Here is a 19,184-nt window from a genome sequence, read left to right on the forward strand (position 1 = left end):
CGAAGAAATGTGTAGCAAGGTCGAAGAAAGCGCGGGAAAGTTGAAGAAATGTGTAGCAAGGTCGAAGAAAGCGCGGGAAAGTTGAAGAAATGTGTAGCAAGGTCAAAGAAATAGTTGATTGATCCAAGCTTTTTAAAGAGCAACGAGTTTTTGTTAAAACAATGTAAATTCTCTATGCACTAAAAGGAAAATCAAGTCTTAGCAAGAAAAGAGGTAATGTAAGCCATTTTAACTGAGAGGATAAATAACATGATTATGAAACCACGTTCGAAGCCATTGCTTTTGTCGAAATTGGAGATTTTAATGAATCGACTTCCGAAAAGACATAGTCAAATGGCTGCCATTGAAGAAGTTTATGGGAGACATCAGGCTGGTTATCGAGGAGAACAAACCGTTGATTACTTTTTACGAGAGGTAAAGCGAAATGATGTATTCATATTGCATGATATTCGATTACCCGCAGGAGAGTATTCCTTTTTTCAAATTGACACTGTGCTTTTAACACCTAATTTTTTCTTAATTATGGAAGTGAAAAACTATTCTGGACAACTATTATTTAAAGGAGATACGCGTCAACTGATACGAACGTTAGAGGGAAAGGAAGAAGTGTTTGCAGATCCGATTCTTCAAATGCGCAGACAGCAAAGGCACTTTATAGATTGGCTAGCTCAGCATAATGTATACTCTATTCCTGTACTCACCGCATTAGTTATGAGCAACCCAGTAGCAAGAATCGATATTTCACCCCCTAATAAAAATTATATTAGTCAAATTATTCATGCGTCGGAGATTCCCGATAAAATTGACGCCCTCATGAAAACTTACTCTACTCCTATTTTACAATCTCACCATCTTCAATTTATTTCCACACAAATCATTCAACAAAATAATCCGTATGACTTAAATATAATGTCTCGTTTTCAAGTTCTAGAGAAGGATATAGTTAAAGGAGTGCGCTGTCCTGCTTGTAAAAGAATATCTATGGCGAGGATGAAGCGAAGTTGGCAATGCTTAAGTTGCCATCATGTATCGAAAAATGCTCATTTTGAAGCTCTACAAGAATATGCTCAATTATTTGGCCACAAAGTTACGACTAAGCAATTAGCTGATTTTTTCCAAACGGAGTCCTTAAATTTCACATATAAATTTTTAAAATCACTTCAACTCAAAGAAAGTGGCCATACTAAAAATCGTTGTTATTCTATCTCGAATTTAAATAATGATGCCAAGCATAAATAATCGTTGGTGTTGATAGAAAGTCGAAGAAAGGCCACGCAAGGTAGAAGAAGCGTCCAGAAAGTTGAAGAAAGGCCACGCAAGGTAGAAGAAGCGTTCAGACAGTTGAAGAAAGGCCACGCAAGGTAGAGGAAGCGGCCAGAAAGTCGAAGAAAGGCCGCGCAAGGTAGAAGAAGCGTCTAGAAAGTCGCAGAAAAGTCGCGCAAGGTAGAAGAAAGGTCTAAAAAGTCGAAGAAAGGGCACGCAAGGTAGAAGAAGCGTGCAGAAAGTTGAAGAAAGGCCACGCAAGGGAGAAGAAGCGTCCAGAAAGTTGAAGAAAGGCCGCGCAAGGTAGAAGAAGCGTCTAGAAAGTCGCAGAAAAGTCGCGCAAGGTAGAAGAAAGGTCTAAAAAGTCGAAGAAAGGGCACGCAAGGTAGAAGAAGCGTGCAGAAAGTTGAAGAAAGGCCACGCAAGGGAGAAGAAGCGTCCAGAAAGTTGAAGAAAGGCCGCGCAAGGTAGAAGAAGCGTCTAGAAAGTCGCAGAAAAGTCGCGCAAGGTAGAAGAAAGGTCTAAAAAGTCGAAGAAAGGGCACGCAAGGTAGAAGAAGCGTGCAGAAAGTTGAAGAAAGGCCACGCAAGGGAGAAGAAGCGTCCAGAAAGTTGAAGAAAGGCCGCGCAAGGTAGAAGAAGCGTCCAGAAAGGCGAAGAAAGGCCACGCAAGGAAGAAGAAGTGTAGAGAAAGTTGAAGAAAGGCCACGCAAGGTAGAAGAAGCGTCCAGAAAGTTGAAGAAAGGCCACGCAAGGTAGAAGAAGCGTCTAGAAAGTCGAAGAAAAGTCGCGCAAGGTAGAAGAAAGGTCTAAAAAGTCGAAGAAAGGTCACGCAAGGTAGAAGAAACGCTCAGAAAGTCGAAGAAAGGCCACACAACGTCAAAGAAGTCTAAACAAAGCCCATGCAACTTTAAAAAACCCCCGATCCAATTCCGCGATCGGGGGTTACATTTATAGTTCGCTCACTTGGTCATCGTCCCAGCGATAGGACCAGAAGCGCTCAAATTTAATGCGTTGAATCGTTTGTTCATCGTTTTGATGCAGAAGTTTTTCCATTTCTTTTAGCATCCAAGCTGTTTGAGAAATATGGGCGCGTAGGGCGTCCATTTTTTGCTCAAATGTGTCATTAATATCATAGATGATATCGGGAGCACCGAGGTCGGTATCTGTATTGTTGGCGAATGCGACGCAGTGCAATTTAGGGCGCTCATTTTCTGGTAGTCGACGGATCGCACGAACGACAGCACGGGCGGTCGCTTCGTGATCGGGATGAACAGAAAATTCAGGATAAAAGCTGATCACTAACGATGGATTTAGCTCATCTATTAAGTTGGATACAAGATCAGCCATTTTCTTATCATCTTCAAATTCTAGCGTTTTATCACGTAAGCCCATCATGCGCAAGTCATCAATTTTTAGCGCTTTGGTGGCTGCTTTCAATTCGGATTTGCGGATCTCGGGTAGTGATTCACGTGTAGTAAATGGGGGATTTCCAAGGTTTCGTCCCATTTCTCCCAAGGTTAGGCAAGCGTAAGTGACGGGCGTGCCTCTTTTCGTATGAGTAGCAATTGTTCCTGAAACGCCAAACGCTTCATCATCTGGATGGGGAAAGATGACAAGGACGTGGCGTTCTTTTTCGATTTCCATCACCATTGAGTAGATCTCCTTCCCGTTTTAGTGGTTAAAAGGCTCTTTGCCGATTTGTAGGGCAACAGCCAGTTTTCCGTCAAAGTCATGACCAGCTAGTAGCAATCGTCCTTTTTCATCGAAGCTAAAGTGAGTTAAGCCCTCTGCGTAAACCCAGCCGATCGCTAGTTTTAAGCCGACACGGTATGGACCGTCACCGACGATTTTCCCATGTTCATATTGAATGTGGGCATTGCGAATATAGGCCCCCGCTGAAAACATCTTTTCGTTAAAATGTGTCGCATAAGCGCCGTTTGTTGTTTCGAGATGAATATATACTTCTTCTTCAGCAAACTGATTGATAGCATCTTGAACTTTTGATACGATAATTGGCTCCAATATGAATCCTCCTCTACAAGCCTGTAACAATTATTTTACTAAACTCAAGCGGTGAAAGCGAAAAAAAAGACCGCCTTCTTGCAGGCGGTCCAATTGAACTTAGTTATTTACTTTATTGAAAGCACCGTGCATAACAGGGCCTACATATTGGTTAAGCTTAAATCCATGACGGATCGCCGCATTCACAAATTGCTTCGCGTTCGCCACTGCGTCTTTTACGCTTTGACCATTTGCAAGGTTCGCTGTGATAGCTGCTGCAAATGTACAGCCAGCTCCATGGTTGTAAGTCGTTTCTACTTTGTCAGCTTCAAGCACAACAAATTCTTCGCCGTCGTAGAATACGTCGATGGCTTTCGTGTGATCCAGCTGTTTTCCACCTTTTACGACAACATTTTTCGCGCCTAGCTCATGGATTTTTTGAGCAGCTGCTTTCATATCCTCCACTGTGCGAATCGGGCCAACACCAGATAATTGCCATGCTTCAAATAAGTTTGGCGTCACAACCGTCGCGATCGGAAGTAAAAATTCGCGCATCGCAACAGGCGCTTCAGGATTCAATACTTGATCGTCGCCTTTACAAACCATGACAGGGTCAATCACGACTTTGTCGATGCTGTTTTCTTTCAAGTGCTTACCAGCCATTTCGATAATGTCAGCTGTCGCAAGCATACCTGTTTTTGCCGCATCAATGCCAACAGACATAGCTGTTTTTAATTGAGCTTCCAATGTATCAAGGGAAAGGGGATGAACACCGTGGTGCCAATGGTTGTCCGGGTCCATTGTTACAATCGTTGTTAAAGCAGTCATACCGTATACGCCGTGTTCTTGAAACGTTTTCAAGTCCGCTTGGATACCAGCGCCACCGCTTGTATCTGAACCGGCAATTGTTAATGTCTTTTTCATCGTCATATCGTCCAAAACCTCCTAAAGTTCGTCAAGCAACATATATTAATATGTACTAATAGTGTAAAAAATTTAAATGTTTTACACAAGTCTTTTTAGAGTGCCGAACGATTGCAAGACTGGTAAAATAGGTGTAAATACCTACCGGTGATCGATTATTGAAAGGAGAGAGTATGTTGGTTATTTTAAAAAATGATTGGGCGGAGCTGCTTCAGGGTGAATTTGAACAGCCTTATTATTTACAGCTTCGGGAATTTTTGAAACAAGAATATGCGACAAAAACTATTTATCCGAACATGTATGACATTTTTAATGCCTTTCATTTCACGCCTTACCAGGATATTAAAGTAGTAATTCTTGGACAAGACCCGTATCATGGGCCGAATCAAGCTCATGGTTTAAGTTTCTCTGTTCAACAGGGAGTACCGTTACCGCCGTCGTTAAGAAATATCTTTAAAGAATTATCTCAGGATGTTGGATGCGAACTTCCGACTAATGGTTCGTTAGTTCCTTGGGCTAAACAAGGAGTCTTATTGTTGAATACCGTATTGACCGTGCGGCAAGGAGAAGCGAATTCTCATCGAGGAAAAGGGTGGGAACAATTTACTGACCGCGTGATTGCTTGCATTAATGAACGAGAGAAACCAGTGATTTTTATTCTGTGGGGTCGACCTGCTCAAAGTAAATTAGCTTTAATTGATCAATCGAAACATAAAATTATTCAGGCACCGCATCCGAGCCCACTATCAGCTAGTAGAGGATTTTTCGGAAGTCGTCCATTTTCACAGGCAAATGATTTTCTACAAGAGCTGGGTGAAACACCTGTCAATTGGTGTCTTCATAATGGTTGATATTTCGACTGCTATCGATGTTTCACGTGGAACATTGACAAAAACAGAGGGATTCTGAAAGTAAAAGAGGATGTTTGATGAAAAATAGACAGCGTTACCAGCATTTAATCAATAGTGTTGTTGCGATGAGTGCAATGTGTATAATCGGAATGATCGGGTTTACTTATTTTGAGAAATTAAGCTTATTTGATGCTCTTTGGTTAACAGTTATTACTGTATTGACTGTCGGTTACGGAGATACGATTCCGGTGACTCATGATGGAAAAGTGTTTGCATTAGTCATTATTCCCATTAGTGTTGGGATTGTTTCTTACGCTATCGGGGCGGTGGCTTCGCTCGTCGTGGAGGGGGAGCTTTCTACATCAATGAGGGAGAGAAAGATGAAAAATAAGATTGATCAATTAGAAAATCATATTATCGTATGCGGATTAGGGCGAGTCGGGGAACAAGTATTGGAGTATGTAAGAGGCCGCCAAGATATGCAGGCTGTATTTATTGATAAACAAGAGGAATCTTTGCATAAAGCACTTCAAACAGATGAATTCTTCATTGTTGGTGATGCAACTGAAGATGATATATTAAAGTCGGCTGGTATTGAACGGGCCTCTACGCTTGTGGCGACGTTACCTAGCGATGCAGATAATGTGTTCATCACGTTGACGGCTAAGGGGCTCAATCCAGATATTTATATTGTGTCAAGAGCCCAAAGAGAGGCTACGGCTACGAAGCTGAAGACGGCTGGAGCAGCTAAAGTCATTAATCCGTCTTCCATTGGTGGTAAGCAAATGGTGATGTCTATCTTAAAACCATTAAGCGTCCGTTATATGGATTTAGTGCTCTCTGCAGACCATCATGAATACTCGATTGAAGAGATATTGGTCCAAAATGACTCGCCGTTTGTTGGGCAATCATTGAAAGATTTAGATATTCGCAATGCTTATCATGTGACAATTGTGGCTATTTTAAGAAATGGATATTTAGTCGGTACACCGAAATCAGATGAAAAATTCCAGCCGCATGATAAAATAATAGTGTTTGGGGCTGAGGAAAATTTGACGGTGTTTGAAAAAGCGATAACCCCTTAATGGAGGTGTATGATCATGAATATTTCCCATCAATCTGTGCTAAACAAAATAGAAATGGAAGTTCGACAAGCGAAACATGCTGAAAAAAGTGATGAAATTAAGCGGTATGTACATACGATCAAGGCGTTGTGTGATTTAGTACTAGAGTCTGCTGAAGGGCAAGGAACAGTTTCTTCTGTTCGAGGGGAGCACACCTTTCCACCGCCAACATTGTCACAGCCATCCATTAGCCAAGAAGAAAAGCTAGAAACAGAGGACGGGGCCAACGGTGATTCAATATTTGATTTTTAAGAGGAGGATGTGTAACAAATGAAGACGTTTATTATTATTGGGGCCATTAATGCATTTTTATCAGTGGCTCTTGGGGCGTTCGGTGCTCATGGGCTAGAAGGAAAGGTAGCACCTAAGTATTTAGATATTTGGAAAACGGGTGTTCAATACCAAATGTTTCATGCTACTGGCTTAATTTTTATCGGTATTCTGATGGGACAAATTCCGGCGAGTTCCTTTCTTAATTGGTCTGGTTGGCTAATGCTAGTTGGAATTATTTTATTCTCTGGAAGCTTATACGTTTTAACGTTGACGCAAATTGGCATTCTCGGAGCAATTACACCATTTGGTGGCGTAGCGTTTTTAGCGAGCTGGGTGTTACTTATCCTTGCTGTCATGAAGATTTAATCAAAAAACTGTTCCCTTATGATGGGGAACAGTTTTTTTGCGCTAATCGGGCCCTTCCGCTTTTGTTATCTAGGAGGGTAGCTTGCCATTTGCCCGCCATTGAATGGATATTGGTATTCGATTTCTTCATCAAATGTGATGTAGTCGAGGTAAATCATTGGTATTAGGTAGCGTCTGCCGGTTTGGGGGTCGCTTAAAACTAAATGATCGCGACCAGCGGCTTCGATGACGCCCTTGAATATTTTAGCATTCCATTCACGGTTGTTTTCGAAGGTCGTATAGACAGTAGCGACTTTTCCGCGGTTGAGTCTTAAAATATTTTCAATGTAAGACTCTTCTGTTGGCAACATCCCAGGGACTTGTTGTCCGGCTACTTGTCCTGCTGTTCCTCCGGCTGTTGGTAAGGTAGTACCTGCTGGAATAGTATACATGGGATTTTGTTGATAATACATTGGCATACTATACATATACGGGTTTGCGGTCTGTTGCTTCATTAAGAATCCTCCTTCGAATTGTTAATAAACGCTTGGACAATTGGCACGAGTTGGAGAAAAGAAACAATGCGATTTAAAGCGACCGGTATTCGGCTGATTATACCACTGGGCAGGACAACTTCCAGGTGGCTCGAAAAACCATAGAGAATTGCTAGCAGGGTGATATCGTCCCCCATTAAGTGCTTTGCGAGCAAGGTTAATATCTTGTTGTCTTGCTCTTTGATAAAAATAACCTTTTTGTGTAGCCTCAAATCCGCCTGGTCGTTGATAGACCATCGAACGGATGTTACGAATATCTTTAAAATCGAGACAGTCCGCCCGAGCGCGATTGACGCCAACGTTGCCTACCATCAACATGCCGAGCTGACCGTCTCCTTCAGCCTCTGCTCTCATCAACCTAGCTAACAGTTTCACATCTGCTTCATTATGAGCAATGACTCCCACAATTCCACCTCACTTTTGTCAAACCACTTTTCAGTTTATCCCGCATTAACGGGCTGTAAGACCCCCACCTCAACATGGAAGAAGAAGCGCAGACGTGTAGGTTAGGTGTGGGCAACAGCCCATAAACGCCCGATCGGTTCAACTAACAATCAGTGGGGGATGAAGAGAACCCCCACTGATTGAAGTTTCACTTTATATGTATGTGAAAGGGAGGGTTTCATGACTGAAAACTTTGCAGAACGAAGAGTTTCAAACATATATAACAAGAAAAACCTCTCCCACCATAAGTAGAAGAGGTTTTCATTCATTAATTTACATGTAACATTTGTTCAAGCTTCGCATCATCCATTAAGTTTCCGACGAAGAAGGTGCCGAATTCGCCGTAGCGAGCGCTTACTTCATCAAAACGCATTTCGTATACAAGCTTTTTAAATTGAAGAACATCGTCGGAGAATAATGTAACGCCCCACTCATAATCATCAAAACCGACAGAGCCAGTGATAATTTGTTTGACGATACCAGCATATTGACGGCCAATCATGCCGTGGCTACGCATTAAAGCGCCGCGCTCTTTCATCGGAAGCATGTACCAGTTGTCTTCTCCTTGACGGCGTTTATCCATTGGGTAGAAGCACACATATTTCGCTCTAGGTAGTTCTGGATATAAACGAGCGCGAATTTGTGGATTTGCATAAGGGTCTTCATCTGAAGATAGATAGTTACTAAGTTCAACAACAGAGACGTAAGAATAGCTAGGGATCGTGTATTCAGCAATTTTTAGCTTATTGAATTCAGTTTCTAATACATTTAACTCTTCCATCGTTGGGCGAAGGATCATTAGCATAAAGTCTGCCTTTTGGCCAACTACGCTGTAAAATGCGTGACTGCCTTCTTTCGCTTCATGCGCGATATTTAATTTCGCTAAAAATTGTTGGTACTCATGAATCGCTGCTTGTCGCTCATCGCTAGAAAGCATTTTCCAGCTCGTCCAGTCGATTAGACGGAAATCATGAAGACAATACCAGCCATCCAATGTTTTTGCTGCTTCGCTCATGTTATTCACTCCTATGTATTCATTTTCAACCTTTAATATAACATAGTTTGCCCTATAAACGAGAAGAAGACACTTAGGATGATCAAATCAATGTCATAAGTTTTTCTTGAATTATTATGTGAGAAAGGTATGCTGAAAGAACATGAGATAGTTGATTTTTGTTAGAAGGGGATTCAGTCTATGAGTGAAAAGCTAGAGCTACTCAAACAAAAAGAGTGGCGAATCATTGATCAATCGAGTCTAGGTCCGATGTTTGATGCGTTGCAATCGTTTGCGATGGATGACACGCTTTGTACCTCGGTCGGTTCCGGGATCAGTCCGGCGACAGCGAGAGCTTGGGTGCATCATGAGACGATTGTGCTCGGCATTCAAGATACGAAGCTCCCTTTTTTAGACGATGGGGTTCAAGTGTTAAAGGATGCTGGTTATCGAGTGATTGTTCGTAATTCAGGTGGGCTTGCGGTCGTGCTCGATGAAGGGGTGCTTAATCTATCATTGATTTTCCCAGATACAGAAAAGGGAATTGATATTGATCGTGGGTATGAAGCGATGCTGACGCTCATTCGAGAGATGTTTGCAGAATACAGAGAGCAGATTGAAGCATTCGAGGTGGTTGGTTCTTACTGTCCAGGAAGCTATGATTTAAGTATCGGCGGCAAGAAATTTGCCGGCATTTCTCAACGACGTATTCGTAAAGGCGTAGCGGTACAAATTTATTTATGTGTCACAGGTAGTGGGAGTGAACGAGCTGAGTGGATTCGCCGCTTTTATCAAGCTGGTAAAAAAGCAGAAAAAACAAAATGGGTCTACCCAACGATTCAGCCGGATGTGATGGCTTCTTTATCGGAATTATTTGGTGAAGAGCTAACTATTCAAGAAGTGATGCGTCGTTTTTTGACTGTATTAAACAACTATAGTGATCGATTAGTGCCTAGCTCTTTAGCAGGGGAAGAGATCGATCTTTATCAAGGGTATTTACAGCGAGTAGTCGAGCGAAATGAGAAAGCGTTATCAGAGTGAAGGCTGAGGGGGCTGACTTTGACCATCAGCCCCTTTGAACTTTATTCTGCCATCTTTTCTAGGTTGCCATTGCGATCCATTTTAAAAGAAGTAGTGGATGGATCTTCTTCATCAAACAAAATGAGCTTTCGGGCACGGTTCATAATTTTCATTAATGTTTCATAGTCTTCTTGCATTGTTTCAGAGTTTTGCTCTAGCTCGGCCACGCGATCTTCTAGACATGCTTTTTCTTTCTCAATCTCCGCAAGTTCATGCTTTAATCTGGCATTCTCTTGTTTCAATCGATCGGTTTGATAGGAATTTCCTGAAACAGTTTGCAAAAAGGCAATCACTTTTTCCATTGTGATCTCCCCTGTTGGTTGCGTAGCGGCTGAAACAGGAGCCATATCTAGCGCCATTTCTACATCATTGCCAAGCGGCATAGACATCGCTTCCACTTCTTCTAAGGATGGTGTTGGTGGCTGATACAATAGTTTTTTCTTTCCACCTTGTTCTTTTCCAAGCAAACGATTTCGCTGTTTTCGCTGTTTTTTTGCAAGGTCTAGCGCCTTTTCATATTGATGACGGACGACAGCATTCCAGCGGAACCCACAAGCAGCCGACGTTCGATTTAATTGGTCACCGACTTCTTCAAAAGCGTTTAGCTGTGTGCTTCCTTCGCGGACATGACGCAGCACTGTTTCTGCTAGTAATAGATCATTTTCTTCGGACCATGCATCTTGCCTGTTCTTCATTTTAATTTCAACTCCCTTTTTTAGTAAAAAATATGTTTGCTTACAGGATGAGCAAATTACAATAGATTTATACCAATATGGAAAAATAATTTTTTTCTGCTAGTTTAGCTGTTTCTAGCGGAATTGTTGCTTAAACGTGAAGGATTGCCCCTTGCAAACGACAACCATTCCATGTAAAATATCGAATAGTTTGATCTTATAAAAGAAAGGACTTGTATATAGATGGCAAATGAATTTCGCGTTTGCGATGATTGCCAGGCTGTGAACTTGAAAACTTTGTTGCCGAAGTTGAAGGATATCGACCCGGATGCGACTATTGATATTGCCTGCCAGTCTTACTGCGGACCAGGACGCAAAAAAACTTTTGCTTTTGTTAATAACCGGCCAGTGGCTGCGTTGACGGAAGAAGAGTTAATGGAAAAAGTGCGAAAAAAGTTAAAAAAATAGTTGGAAATCACCTAACCGTTCGAAGTGGATGAGGTGATTTTTTGTTTGATAAATAATAGATTTTTTAGTTGAGAGTTGCAGGTCACACGGGATCTGTTTCACTGTTTTCTCTATTACTATATGCAATAGCCCTGTAGATTCTTCACTTTTTTGAGAAAAGAACGATTTCGAACATTGTTATCCCGATAAATATGCCAAAGTTCGTTATAATGGAAGCATAAACGAGAAGGAATGGGGGTATACAATGGAATATTCAAAGCGAAAGTTACAAGAAGAGAAAGTGTTTAAAGACCCTGTTCACCGATATATCCATGTGCGTGATGTCGTGATTTGGGATTTAATTGGAACGAAGGAATTTCAGCGTTTGCGCCGAATACGACAGTTAGGCACGACATATTTGACGTTTCATGGAGCCGAGCATAGTCGCTTTAACCATTCGTTAGGTGTGTATGAAATCGTTCGTCGTATTGTCGATGATGTGTTTGCTGGTCGTAAAGAATGGAATGTCGAGAACCGGCTGTTATCCTTGTGTGCGGCATTACTTCACGACGTCGGGCATGGGCCTTTTTCTCATTCCTTTGAAAAGGTGTTTGGACTCGACCATGAGGAATTTACGAAGATGATTATTCTTGGAGACACAGAAGTGAACGCCATATTGACAAGAGTAGATCGACAGTTTCCGAAAAAAGTAGCAGAAGTTATTGGGAAAACGTCTGAAAATAAGCTCGTCGTGAGTTTGATTTCGAGTCAAATTGATGCTGATCGAATGGATTATTTGCAGCGCGATGCTTATTTTACCGGGGTGAGCTACGGTCATTTTGATATGGAGCGAATTTTGCGAGTGATGCGGCCGCGGGAAGATCAAGTTGTCATTAAACAAAGCGGGATGCATGCGGTGGAAGATTACATTATGAGCCGTTACCAAATGTATTGGCAAGTGTATTTTCATCCAGTCACAAGGAGTGCTGAGGTGCTGTTGACAAAAATTCTGCACCGGGCAAAAGAGCTGTATCGAAAAGAGTATAACTTTACTTATAAGCCCCTCCATTTCTATTCGATCTTTAATGAGCAATATGCTCTTCACGACTATTTAAAGCTTGATGAAGCAGTGATGCTCTATTATTTTCAAGTGTGGCAAGAAGAAGAGGATTCGATTTTAAGTGATTTATGTCGTCGTTTTGTGAACCGCGATTTATTTAAGTATATCGAATTTGATCCGGCGAAGGAGTACCGTAAGCATAGCGAGCTTGAGGCGTTATTTAAGAAAGCGGGTATCGACCCGGAATATTATTTAGTGTACGATTCTTCCTCCGATTTGCCGTATGATTTTTACCGGCCGGGAGAAGAGGAAGAGCGTCTACCGATTTATTTGTTAATGAAAAATGAGGAACTTCGAGAATTGTCACGAGAGTCGGATATTGTTGACGCAATTTCAGGAAAAAGACGAACAGACCATAAATTATATTTTCCTGCAGACAGACTATATGATTCTTCATCGAGACGAAATATAAAAAAACAAATTCGGTCGATTTTAGAAATTTAGTGTTTGAACGATAAGGTGGGAGTTGAATAAATTGTGTTAAAAGAACATGCAAAATTAATGGGGGCGTTAGCAGCCTGTGGAGAAGTGATCGGGCGAAAGAAGCTACAGAAAATGATTTACATCGCAAAGAAGATCTCCTTCCCTTTTCAGGAAAAGTTCGAATTTCATTTTTACGGACCTTATTCAGAAGAATTAACGCTACGTGTAGAAGAACTGTGCAATATGGGATTTATCGGTGAAGTGCGCGAGAAAAAAGGTGGCTACTATCAATATCGCTATACGATGACGGAAGAGGGCTCGACGTTTTTAAAGCATGCTGATGTGGACATGCCTCGATTAAAAGAGACGGTTATAGAAATGAATAGCCAATCGGCTCGATTTTTGGAATTAGTGTCTACCGTACTTTATTTTGATACATTACCACGTGAAGAAGTAGCAGACAAAATCTTTACGCTCAAAAGCAAACAACGTTATACGGAAGAAGAAATCGATGAAGCGTATGCTTATATTGAAAAATTAAAGAAGCTACATTAAAAACTCGCCTGGGCGGGTTTTTTATTGTATGGGGCGAGTTCTTGGACGGTTGAGAGGTTTCTTTGATCTTTAGGGGATTTCTTCGATGTTCCAAGGCATATCTTTAGTGAATAGATTCTATGCTAAAAAGCCAGCTGAAAGTTAAAAAATAACCTTTCAACTGGCTCGCCTTTTGCTTGTCGTGTCTAAACAGTCGTCTCCGCTTTTCTATGTTGTCCAGCTCCAGGCGCTAGCGACTAGTGTACTTCCATGCTCCTCCTTGCGATAAGTCAACATCGGTTCACTAACGTTCACCGTGTTTCCTTTCTCTCGATCGGATCATTCCAGTCCATACGTCGCTGGACAGTGCTCTCCTCTTTTCTATTGTCCAGCTCCAGGCGCTAGCGACTAGTGTACTTCCATGCTCCTCCTTGCGATAAGTCAACATCGGTTCACTAACGTTCACCGTGTTTCCTTTCTCTCGATCGGATCATTCCAGTCCATACGTCGCTGGACAGTGCTCTCCTCTTTTCTATTGTCCAGCTCCAGGCGCTAGCGACTAGTGTACTTCCATGCTCCTCCTTGCGATAAGTCAACATCGGTTCACTAACGTTCACCGTGTTTCCTTTCTCTCGATCGGATCATTCCAGTCCATACGTCGCTGGACAGTGCTCTCCTCTTTTCTATTGTCCAGCTCCAGGCGCTAGCGACTAGTGTACTTCCATGCTCCTCCTTGCGATAAGTCAACATCGGTTCACTAACGTTCACCGTGTTTCCTTTCTCTCGATCGGATCATTCCAGTCCATACGTCGCTGGACAGTGCTCTCCTCTTTTCTATTGTCCAGCTCCAGGCGCTAGCGACTAGTGTACTTCCATGCTCCTCCTTGCGATAAGTCAACATCGGTTCACTAACGTTCACCGTGTTTCCTTTCTCTCGATCGGATCATTCCAGTCCATACGTCGCTGGACAGTGCTCTCCTCTTTTCTATTGTCCAGCTCCAGGCGCTAGCGACTAGTGTACTTCCATGCTCCTCCTTGCGATAAGTCAACATCGGTTCACTAACGTTCACCGTGTTTCCTTTCTCTCGATCGGATCATTCCAGTCCATACGTCGCTGGACAGTGCTCTCCTCTTTTCTATTGTCCAGCTCCAGGCGCTAGCGACTAGTGTACTTCCATGCTCCTCCTTGCGATAAGTCAACATCGATTCACTACGTTCATCGTGTTTCCTTTATCTCGTGCGGATCATTCCAGTCCATACGTCGCTGATCAGCGCCCTCTGCTTTTCTATTGTCCAGCTCCAGGCGCTAGCGACTAGTGTACTTCCATGCTCCTCCTTGCGATAAGTCAACATCGATTCACTACGGTCAACGTGTTTCCTTTATCTCGTGCGGGTCATTCCAGTCCATACGTCGCTGATCAGCGCCCGCTGCTTTTCTATTGTCCAGCTCCAGGCGCTAGCGACTCGTGTACTTCCGTGCTCTTCCTTGTGATACGTCAACACCGGTTCACGAACGTTCACCGTGTTTCCTTTATCTCGTGCGGATCATTCCAGTCCATACGTCGCTGATCCGCGCCCCCTGCTTTTCTATTCTCCTGCTCCAGGCGCTAGTGATTAGTGTACTTCCATGCTCCTCCTTGCGATAAGTCAACATCGGTTCACTAACGTTCACCGTGTTTCCTTTATCTCGTGCGGATCATTCCAGTCCATACGTCGCTGATCAGCGCCTTCCGCATTTCTAAACTATTCTTCGTCGCTTAGTCTTTTTCCGGCTACGGCGTAGTGGTTTTTTGTCATTTCTTCAATGAAGACGACGATTTTTTCTGCTGGGGCACCTGTTGTTTCGCTGACAGCGGCTGTTACTTTTTCTGCTAATGCTTTTTTCTGGTCTTCTGTGCGACCTTCAAGCATTTTAACTGTTACGTATGGCATAATGTTTCGCTCCTTTTCTATAATGAACTATGTAGGTTCAATCAAATTGTAAGCTTTTTTTATATGATTAAGCAACATTGCAGAAAAGGAAATAATAGAAATAGATGTGCGATATCAGTTACAATAATAATTATTAAATAAAAAAGGGGTTTATTATTTGGAGCGTTTTTTAGCTTTTTCATTAGAAGAAATGCCGTTTGTTATCCTTGCTCTTGTGGTGGCGTTTACGTTTCACGAGTTTGCTCATGCGTTTGTTGCGTACAAGTTTGGAGATGATACGGCAAAGGAGCAAGGGCGACTGACGTTGAATCCGGTTTCGCATCTTGATCCAATCGGTACGATTTTTATTTTAATCGCAGGGTTTGGTTGGGCTCGCCCGGTGCCTGTGAATCGTCGCAATTTCCAAAACCCTCGACTCGCTGGTATTTTAGTTTCCTTTGCTGGACCGCTCAGCAACTTTATCATCGCTTTAATTGCTTTTGGATTGATGTTTTTCTTAGTGCCAGCTGGGATTACACCTTTTTTTGTCGATTTACTACAAATGATGGTGTGGTTAAATTTAGTGTTATTCGTGTTCAACCTGTTGCCATTTCCACCGCTTGATGGTTACCGAATCATTGAAGATTTAGCTCCGCCAGCAACAAGAGTGAAATTAACGCAATACGAGCAATACGGTGTGTTAATTTTCTTGATTATCGTGATTACACCGCTTAATCAATGGGTGATTCAACCTATTTTTAATACGGTTTTACCTGCGCTATTGCAAGGGTTTGCCATGATTTTTTCAATTTTCGTTTGATAGAAAGGAGATTTTAACGTGGAAAAAAAGAAAAAAGTAGGCTTTAATATTATCAAAAATGACCCAATGGACGGTCATAAAGGCTTCGGCAAAGGGGCGCTTAGTCTAGAACATGTGTCACCTGTCTTTATTGATGTCGAAGAAGATGATGCTTTTATCGATGTCGGTGCGATGCATGCTCGTAGTGCCGTTGAGAAAGGGATTAAGTTTTTGCCGAATAAAGATGAGGTACCTGAAGGCGCCAAGCCGTTTTGGCTCGTTTGGGTAACGATTGATCGCTGCGAGGAAGGCCCATTTTATACGGGAGTGACCGCTTGTGAGATGACGGTGAACCGCGAAGCTCGCCGTGGCTACAAATCTCTTCCTGAACATGTGAACCGCATGGATAAGTCGTTAAAAAGCCACATCATCGTGGATCATATGGATGCTCGTTCAAAAAAAGTGCTGAAACAATTTTTACAGGACCATAATGCAGACATGTGGGAGTTATCTTCACCTCAATTGAAGGAAGATTTAGCTGACTGACAATATGCCTTTGTGTCTAAAATATGAATTTTTTTTCGTAGATTCACTATTCACACCTTGCCGAATATTAGCAAAAAAAGTACAATAAAGCTGATGCATAAATTGCATAAGCTAGGACAATAAAAAGCCTCGGGCCGCACACCCGAGGCTTTTTAAATGGATTAAAAAGGAAAGATGCGATCGAACCAGCTTTCTTTTTTCTCTTGTTGTTTCTTTTTCTTTGGTAAATGCTCCGTACAATACTCTTCAGGCTCAGTCCCTTTCACAAAATACATTTCACGTGTAATTGGACAATACTCACTCGCGATTTTTCCGTTCTCAGGGTTCACGTTGACAGCAATGACCCCATCAGGCTTGGAAAATTTTTTCGCTTTTTTCCCTTTATGGGCTTTTTCCATAAATTCAATCCATATTTTTTTGGCCAATGATCGATCAGCTCCTACGGTAATTTTTCTCCCATCATCGTAACCCGTCCATACGCCCGCTGTTAGCTGCGGAGTGAAGCCAATCATCCAGTAGTCTGTGTTAGTAGAACCAGATTTTCCAGCGTAAGGTCTCGTCATTTTCGGTGCCAGTGATTCGCCGGTCACATGAGCCTGACTATTTAACTTTTCATCAAACATCCCCGTCATCATCTGTGTTAACACCGCCGTTTTTTTATGATCAAGTCTCTCGGTATGACTTGGTTGATGTTCATAAATGACTTCTCCGTGAGCATTTTCGACTCGTGTAATGAAAACGGGCTTCTCATATTGTCCGCCATTGGCGATCGTCGCATAAGCATTAACCATATCGAGCACGCGCACACCGGAAGTTCCGAGAGCGAGGGAGGGAACGGGCTTTAAAGGGGTCAAAATGCCGAATTCCTTCGCTGTTTTAATGAGTGTTTCTGGCTTGAGAAAAAGATGGGTTTTCACGGCGTAAATATTATCGGATACTGCTATTGCCTGAGCCATCGTCATTTCTTTATCGGCGTATTGATGGTTGAAATTGCTGGGTGCGTAGACGTTGCGACCTTCATCAAACTGAAAGGAGGTCGGTTCACTCGTTAACATCGTCGCTTGCGTGAAGCCATTTTTTAAAGCGGCATAATATAAAAATGGCTTAAAGGTTGAACCGGGCTGTCGAATCGCTTGAACGGCCCGATTGTATGAGCTTTGCTCGAAATCTTTTCCTCCAGCGAGAGCGGTCACATAATGGGTTTTTGGTGCGATTGATACGAGCGCTGGCTGGATGTTTGAATCGTCAGGAATCACCTCTTGAATCGTTTGTTCAGCGACTTTTTGATGCGTCGGATTGAGCGTCGTATAGACTCGTAAACCACCGAGAGCGATCGTCTGCTCATCAATGTTCAGCTCAGAAGCTAACACTCTTTGAACGGCATCGCGAAAATAGGGGGCTTGTTCGACATCCGCGTGGGGATGCTTCGCCACTAGTCGAAGTGGTTCGCTTTCGGCACGTTGCTTTTCCTTTTCTGTAATGATGCCATCCTTTGTTAGTTCCTGTAGAATGATTCCTTGCCGCTTTTTCGCGTTGTCCATCGATTTGACTGGTGAATAAACAGACGGGCCTTTCGGAATCCCAGCGAGCATACTAGCTTCAGCGAGTGTTAAGTCGCTCGCTTTTTTTCCAAAATAAAATTGGCTAGCGGACTCAATGCCATAGGAGCCATGACCATAGTAAATTGTGTTCACATAGCCCTCTAAAATTTTTTCTTTAGAAAAATTCAGTTCGAGCCGAATTGTATAGGCAGCTTCCGATAGTTTTCGCTTCCATGTTTTATCATGAGAAAGGTATAGATTACGTGCATATTGCTGGGTAATCGTGCTTGCTCCTTGTACTTTCGACATCGCTTTCAAGTCAGCGACAATGGCCCCGCCAATTCGTTTGAAATCGAATCCGTTATGCTTATAAAATTTTTTATCTTCAATGGCTAGAGTAGATTGCAGTAAAAAAGGGGATACTTCATCAAGAGGCACCCAATATCTTTTTTCACCCGCATGGCTCTCACCGATCACCTCGCCATTAGCAGCAAAATATAAAGTAGACTGTGGCACGACAATTTCTGGTTCACCTAAAATTTTGAAGTACATATAACCAGCACTAAACAATAGTAATAAAATGATTACGGCAAAAAAACTAAGAAACAAGCTCGCCCGTACCCACTTGACTGTTTGATGAAATCGTGACAGGGTCGTGATTTTCATATAATCACCTGCCTTATTTAGAATAGGTATCTTTCAGTATGAAAAAAAAAACTAGTTTTTAAACATAAAATTCTCTTGAATTTTTGCAAGATTCCACTATACTTTTTTTGTGGAAAAAAGGCGAAATGACGCTTTGACTAAGAATGATTTAGCAAGGGCGGCCTGCTTGTCCGCGCTTTACAGATAATAAATAGACTACTCTTTAAATAGAAAGGAAGAGGATTGAATGGCTGGACTTTGGTATACAGAAAAGCAAACAGAAAACTTTGGTATCACAATGAAAATCAAGAAGACGCTTCACACGGAGCAAACCGATTTTCAATATCTTGAAATGGCCGAAACAGAAGAATGGGGCAATATGCTATTTTTAGATGGTATGGTGATGACTTCGCAAAAAGATGAATTCGTTTATCATGAAATGGTGGCACACGTACCTTTATTTACACATCCAAATCCAGAAAATGTTCTTGTTGTTGGTGGTGGAGACGGCGGAGTGATCCGTGAAGTGTTAAAGCACCCAAGCGTGAAAAAAGCGACGCTAGTTGATATTGACGGCAAAGTAATCGAATTCTCGAAGAAATTCTTACCGGAAATCGCAGGCGAGCTTGATAATGAGCGCGTCGATGTTCAAGTAGATGATGGCTTTATGCATATCGCGAACAGTGAAA

Annotated in this window: 26 protein-coding genes and 1 pseudogene; 12 read left to right on the top strand and 15 right to left on the bottom strand. The window is 42.3% G+C overall.

What is annotated here, in order from left to right; translation table 11 throughout:
- Positions 1 to 249: 249 nt before the first annotated feature.
- Entirely contained in the window at positions 250 to 1,239 is a 990-nt protein-coding gene (locus tag CEF22_RS01385) for a nuclease-related domain-containing protein (RefSeq protein ID WP_100401444.1), read from the top strand.
- A 974-nt stretch (positions 1,240 to 2,213) separates the two neighbouring features.
- Here the strand turns inward: CEF22_RS01385 and bshB2 are convergent.
- The 3 genes from bshB2 to pdxK all read right to left on the bottom strand — a co-directional run bounded on the left by bshB2 (position 2,214) and on the right by pdxK (position 4,196).
- A complete protein-coding gene (bshB2, locus tag CEF22_RS01390; RefSeq protein WP_100403871.1) occupies positions 2,214 to 2,909 on the bottom strand; it encodes a bacillithiol biosynthesis deacetylase BshB2 in 696 nt (231 codons plus the stop codon).
- 27 nt (positions 2,910 to 2,936) lie between these two features.
- Positions 2,937 to 3,287 carry a YojF family protein gene (locus CEF22_RS01395; protein WP_100401445.1) on the bottom strand — a complete coding sequence of 117 codons (351 nt, stop codon included), beginning with the start codon at positions 3,285 to 3,287 and terminating at the stop codon, positions 2,937 to 2,939.
- 99 nt (positions 3,288 to 3,386) lie between these two features.
- A complete protein-coding gene (pdxK, locus tag CEF22_RS01400; protein WP_100401446.1) occupies positions 3,387 to 4,196 on the bottom strand; it encodes a pyridoxine/pyridoxal/pyridoxamine kinase in 810 nt (269 codons plus the stop codon).
- Between the two features lie 170 nt (positions 4,197 to 4,366).
- Here pdxK and CEF22_RS01405 point away from each other — a divergent pair, with 170 nt between their 5' ends.
- The 4 genes from CEF22_RS01405 (at position 4,367) to CEF22_RS01420 (ending at position 6,804) form a co-directional block, all read left to right on the top strand.
- Entirely contained in the window at positions 4,367 to 5,041 is a 675-nt protein-coding gene (locus tag CEF22_RS01405) for a uracil-DNA glycosylase (RefSeq protein WP_100401447.1), read from the top strand.
- A gap of 77 nt (positions 5,042 to 5,118) precedes the next feature.
- Positions 5,119 to 6,126, top strand: a complete 1,008-nt coding sequence (locus CEF22_RS01410; protein ID WP_100401448.1) for a potassium channel family protein — start codon at positions 5,119 to 5,121, stop codon at positions 6,124 to 6,126.
- A gap of 15 nt (positions 6,127 to 6,141) precedes the next feature.
- Positions 6,142 to 6,417 carry a YwdI family protein gene (locus CEF22_RS01415; protein ID WP_100401449.1) on the top strand — a complete coding sequence of 92 codons (276 nt, stop codon included), beginning with the start codon at positions 6,142 to 6,144 and terminating at the stop codon, positions 6,415 to 6,417.
- 18 nt (positions 6,418 to 6,435) lie between these two features.
- A complete protein-coding gene (locus CEF22_RS01420; RefSeq protein WP_100401450.1) occupies positions 6,436 to 6,804 on the top strand; it encodes a DUF423 domain-containing protein in 369 nt (122 codons plus the stop codon).
- A gap of 65 nt (positions 6,805 to 6,869) precedes the next feature.
- Here CEF22_RS01420 and gerQ read toward each other — a convergent pair whose 3' ends face one another.
- From gerQ to hemQ, 3 genes are all read right to left on the bottom strand, one after another.
- Positions 6,870 to 7,298 carry a spore coat protein GerQ gene (gerQ, locus tag CEF22_RS01425; RefSeq protein WP_100401451.1) on the bottom strand — a complete coding sequence of 143 codons (429 nt, stop codon included), beginning with the start codon at positions 7,296 to 7,298 and terminating at the stop codon, positions 6,870 to 6,872.
- 21 nt (positions 7,299 to 7,319) lie between these two features.
- Positions 7,320 to 7,742 (bottom strand): cell wall hydrolase, encoded by a 423-nt coding sequence (locus CEF22_RS01430; protein WP_100401452.1) that lies wholly within the window; start codon positions 7,740 to 7,742, stop codon positions 7,320 to 7,322.
- A 307-nt stretch (positions 7,743 to 8,049) separates the two neighbouring features.
- Positions 8,050 to 8,796: a hydrogen peroxide-dependent heme synthase gene (hemQ, locus tag CEF22_RS01440; RefSeq protein ID WP_100401453.1), complete on the bottom strand. Its 747-nt coding sequence runs from the start codon at positions 8,794 to 8,796 to the stop codon at positions 8,050 to 8,052.
- A gap of 180 nt (positions 8,797 to 8,976) precedes the next feature.
- Here hemQ and CEF22_RS01445 point away from each other — a divergent pair, with 180 nt between their 5' ends.
- On the top strand, positions 8,977 to 9,816 hold the full coding sequence (locus CEF22_RS01445) for an octanoyl-[GcvH]:protein N-octanoyltransferase (RefSeq protein WP_100401454.1): 840 nt from the start codon (positions 8,977 to 8,979) through the stop codon (positions 9,814 to 9,816).
- 41 nt (positions 9,817 to 9,857) lie between these two features.
- Here CEF22_RS01445 and CEF22_RS01450 read toward each other — a convergent pair whose 3' ends face one another.
- Positions 9,858 to 10,550, bottom strand: a complete 693-nt coding sequence (locus tag CEF22_RS01450; RefSeq protein ID WP_100401455.1) for an RsfA family transcriptional regulator — start codon at positions 10,548 to 10,550, stop codon at positions 9,858 to 9,860.
- A 222-nt stretch (positions 10,551 to 10,772) separates the two neighbouring features.
- On the opposite strand from CEF22_RS01450, the gene CEF22_RS01455 reads away from it, so the two are divergent.
- The 3 genes from CEF22_RS01455 (at position 10,773) to CEF22_RS01465 (ending at position 13,074) form a co-directional block, all read left to right on the top strand.
- Positions 10,773 to 10,997 (top strand): YuzB family protein, encoded by a 225-nt coding sequence (locus CEF22_RS01455; RefSeq protein ID WP_095479196.1) that lies wholly within the window; start codon positions 10,773 to 10,775, stop codon positions 10,995 to 10,997.
- Between the two features lie 244 nt (positions 10,998 to 11,241).
- Positions 11,242 to 12,540 (top strand): HD domain-containing protein, encoded by a 1,299-nt coding sequence (locus CEF22_RS01460; RefSeq protein ID WP_100401456.1) that lies wholly within the window; start codon positions 11,242 to 11,244, stop codon positions 12,538 to 12,540.
- Between the two features lie 33 nt (positions 12,541 to 12,573).
- On the top strand, positions 12,574 to 13,074 hold the full coding sequence (locus CEF22_RS01465; protein WP_095479194.1) for a YwgA family protein: 501 nt from the start codon (positions 12,574 to 12,576) through the stop codon (positions 13,072 to 13,074).
- Positions 13,075 to 13,357: 283 nt separating this feature from the next.
- Here the strand turns inward: CEF22_RS01465 and CEF22_RS18350 are convergent, their stop codons facing one another.
- The 7 genes from CEF22_RS18350 to CEF22_RS01470 all read right to left on the bottom strand — a co-directional run bounded on the left by CEF22_RS18350 (position 13,358) and on the right by CEF22_RS01470 (position 14,985).
- Positions 13,358 to 13,519, bottom strand: coding sequence for a hypothetical protein (locus CEF22_RS18350; RefSeq protein ID WP_157843125.1), 162 nt, complete (start codon positions 13,517 to 13,519; stop codon positions 13,358 to 13,360).
- Positions 13,509 to 13,670, bottom strand: a complete 162-nt coding sequence (locus CEF22_RS18355) for a hypothetical protein (RefSeq protein WP_157843125.1) — start codon at positions 13,668 to 13,670, stop codon at positions 13,509 to 13,511. The genes CEF22_RS18350 and CEF22_RS18355 overlap by 11 nt, the downstream gene beginning before the upstream one ends.
- The gene (locus CEF22_RS18360; protein ID WP_157843125.1) at positions 13,660 to 13,821 is read right to left on the bottom strand and encodes a hypothetical protein; all 162 of its coding nucleotides are present in this window, start codon (positions 13,819 to 13,821) and stop codon (positions 13,660 to 13,662) included. The genes CEF22_RS18355 and CEF22_RS18360 overlap by 11 nt, the downstream gene beginning before the upstream one ends.
- Positions 13,811 to 13,972 carry a hypothetical protein gene (locus CEF22_RS18365; RefSeq protein WP_157843125.1) on the bottom strand — a complete coding sequence of 54 codons (162 nt, stop codon included), beginning with the start codon at positions 13,970 to 13,972 and terminating at the stop codon, positions 13,811 to 13,813. The genes CEF22_RS18360 and CEF22_RS18365 overlap by 11 nt, the downstream gene beginning before the upstream one ends.
- The gene (locus CEF22_RS18370) at positions 13,962 to 14,123 is read right to left on the bottom strand and encodes a hypothetical protein (protein WP_157843125.1); all 162 of its coding nucleotides are present in this window, start codon (positions 14,121 to 14,123) and stop codon (positions 13,962 to 13,964) included. The genes CEF22_RS18365 and CEF22_RS18370 overlap by 11 nt, the downstream gene beginning before the upstream one ends.
- Positions 14,124 to 14,584: 461 nt before the next feature.
- Entirely contained in the window at positions 14,585 to 14,725 is a 141-nt protein-coding gene (locus CEF22_RS18375) for a hypothetical protein (RefSeq protein WP_157843126.1), read from the bottom strand.
- A gap of 71 nt (positions 14,726 to 14,796) precedes the next feature.
- On the bottom strand, positions 14,797 to 14,985 hold the full coding sequence (locus tag CEF22_RS01470; RefSeq protein ID WP_094833589.1) for a 2-hydroxymuconate tautomerase: 189 nt from the start codon (positions 14,983 to 14,985) through the stop codon (positions 14,797 to 14,799).
- A gap of 157 nt (positions 14,986 to 15,142) precedes the next feature.
- On the opposite strand from CEF22_RS01470, the gene CEF22_RS01475 reads away from it, so the two are divergent.
- Positions 15,143 to 15,784 (top strand): site-2 protease family protein, encoded by a 642-nt coding sequence (locus CEF22_RS01475; RefSeq protein WP_100401457.1) that lies wholly within the window; start codon positions 15,143 to 15,145, stop codon positions 15,782 to 15,784.
- 18 nt (positions 15,785 to 15,802) lie between these two features.
- The gene (locus tag CEF22_RS01480; protein ID WP_100401458.1) at positions 15,803 to 16,309 is read left to right on the top strand and encodes a YwhD family protein; all 507 of its coding nucleotides are present in this window, start codon (positions 15,803 to 15,805) and stop codon (positions 16,307 to 16,309) included.
- 161 nt (positions 16,310 to 16,470) lie between these two features.
- Here CEF22_RS01480 and CEF22_RS01485 read toward each other — a convergent pair whose 3' ends face one another.
- Positions 16,471 to 18,516, bottom strand: coding sequence for a transglycosylase domain-containing protein (locus CEF22_RS01485; RefSeq protein ID WP_100401459.1), 2,046 nt, complete (start codon positions 18,514 to 18,516; stop codon positions 16,471 to 16,473).
- A 226-nt stretch (positions 18,517 to 18,742) separates the two neighbouring features.
- Here CEF22_RS01485 and CEF22_RS01490 point away from each other — a divergent pair.
- A pseudogene (locus CEF22_RS01490) lies at positions 18,743 to 19,184 on the top strand (spermidine synthase); the annotation flags it as partial.

The organism is Bacillus sp. FJAT-42315 (assembly GCF_002797375.1).
Taxonomy (GTDB): domain Bacteria; phylum Bacillota; class Bacilli; order Bacillales; family Domibacillaceae; genus Bacillus_CE.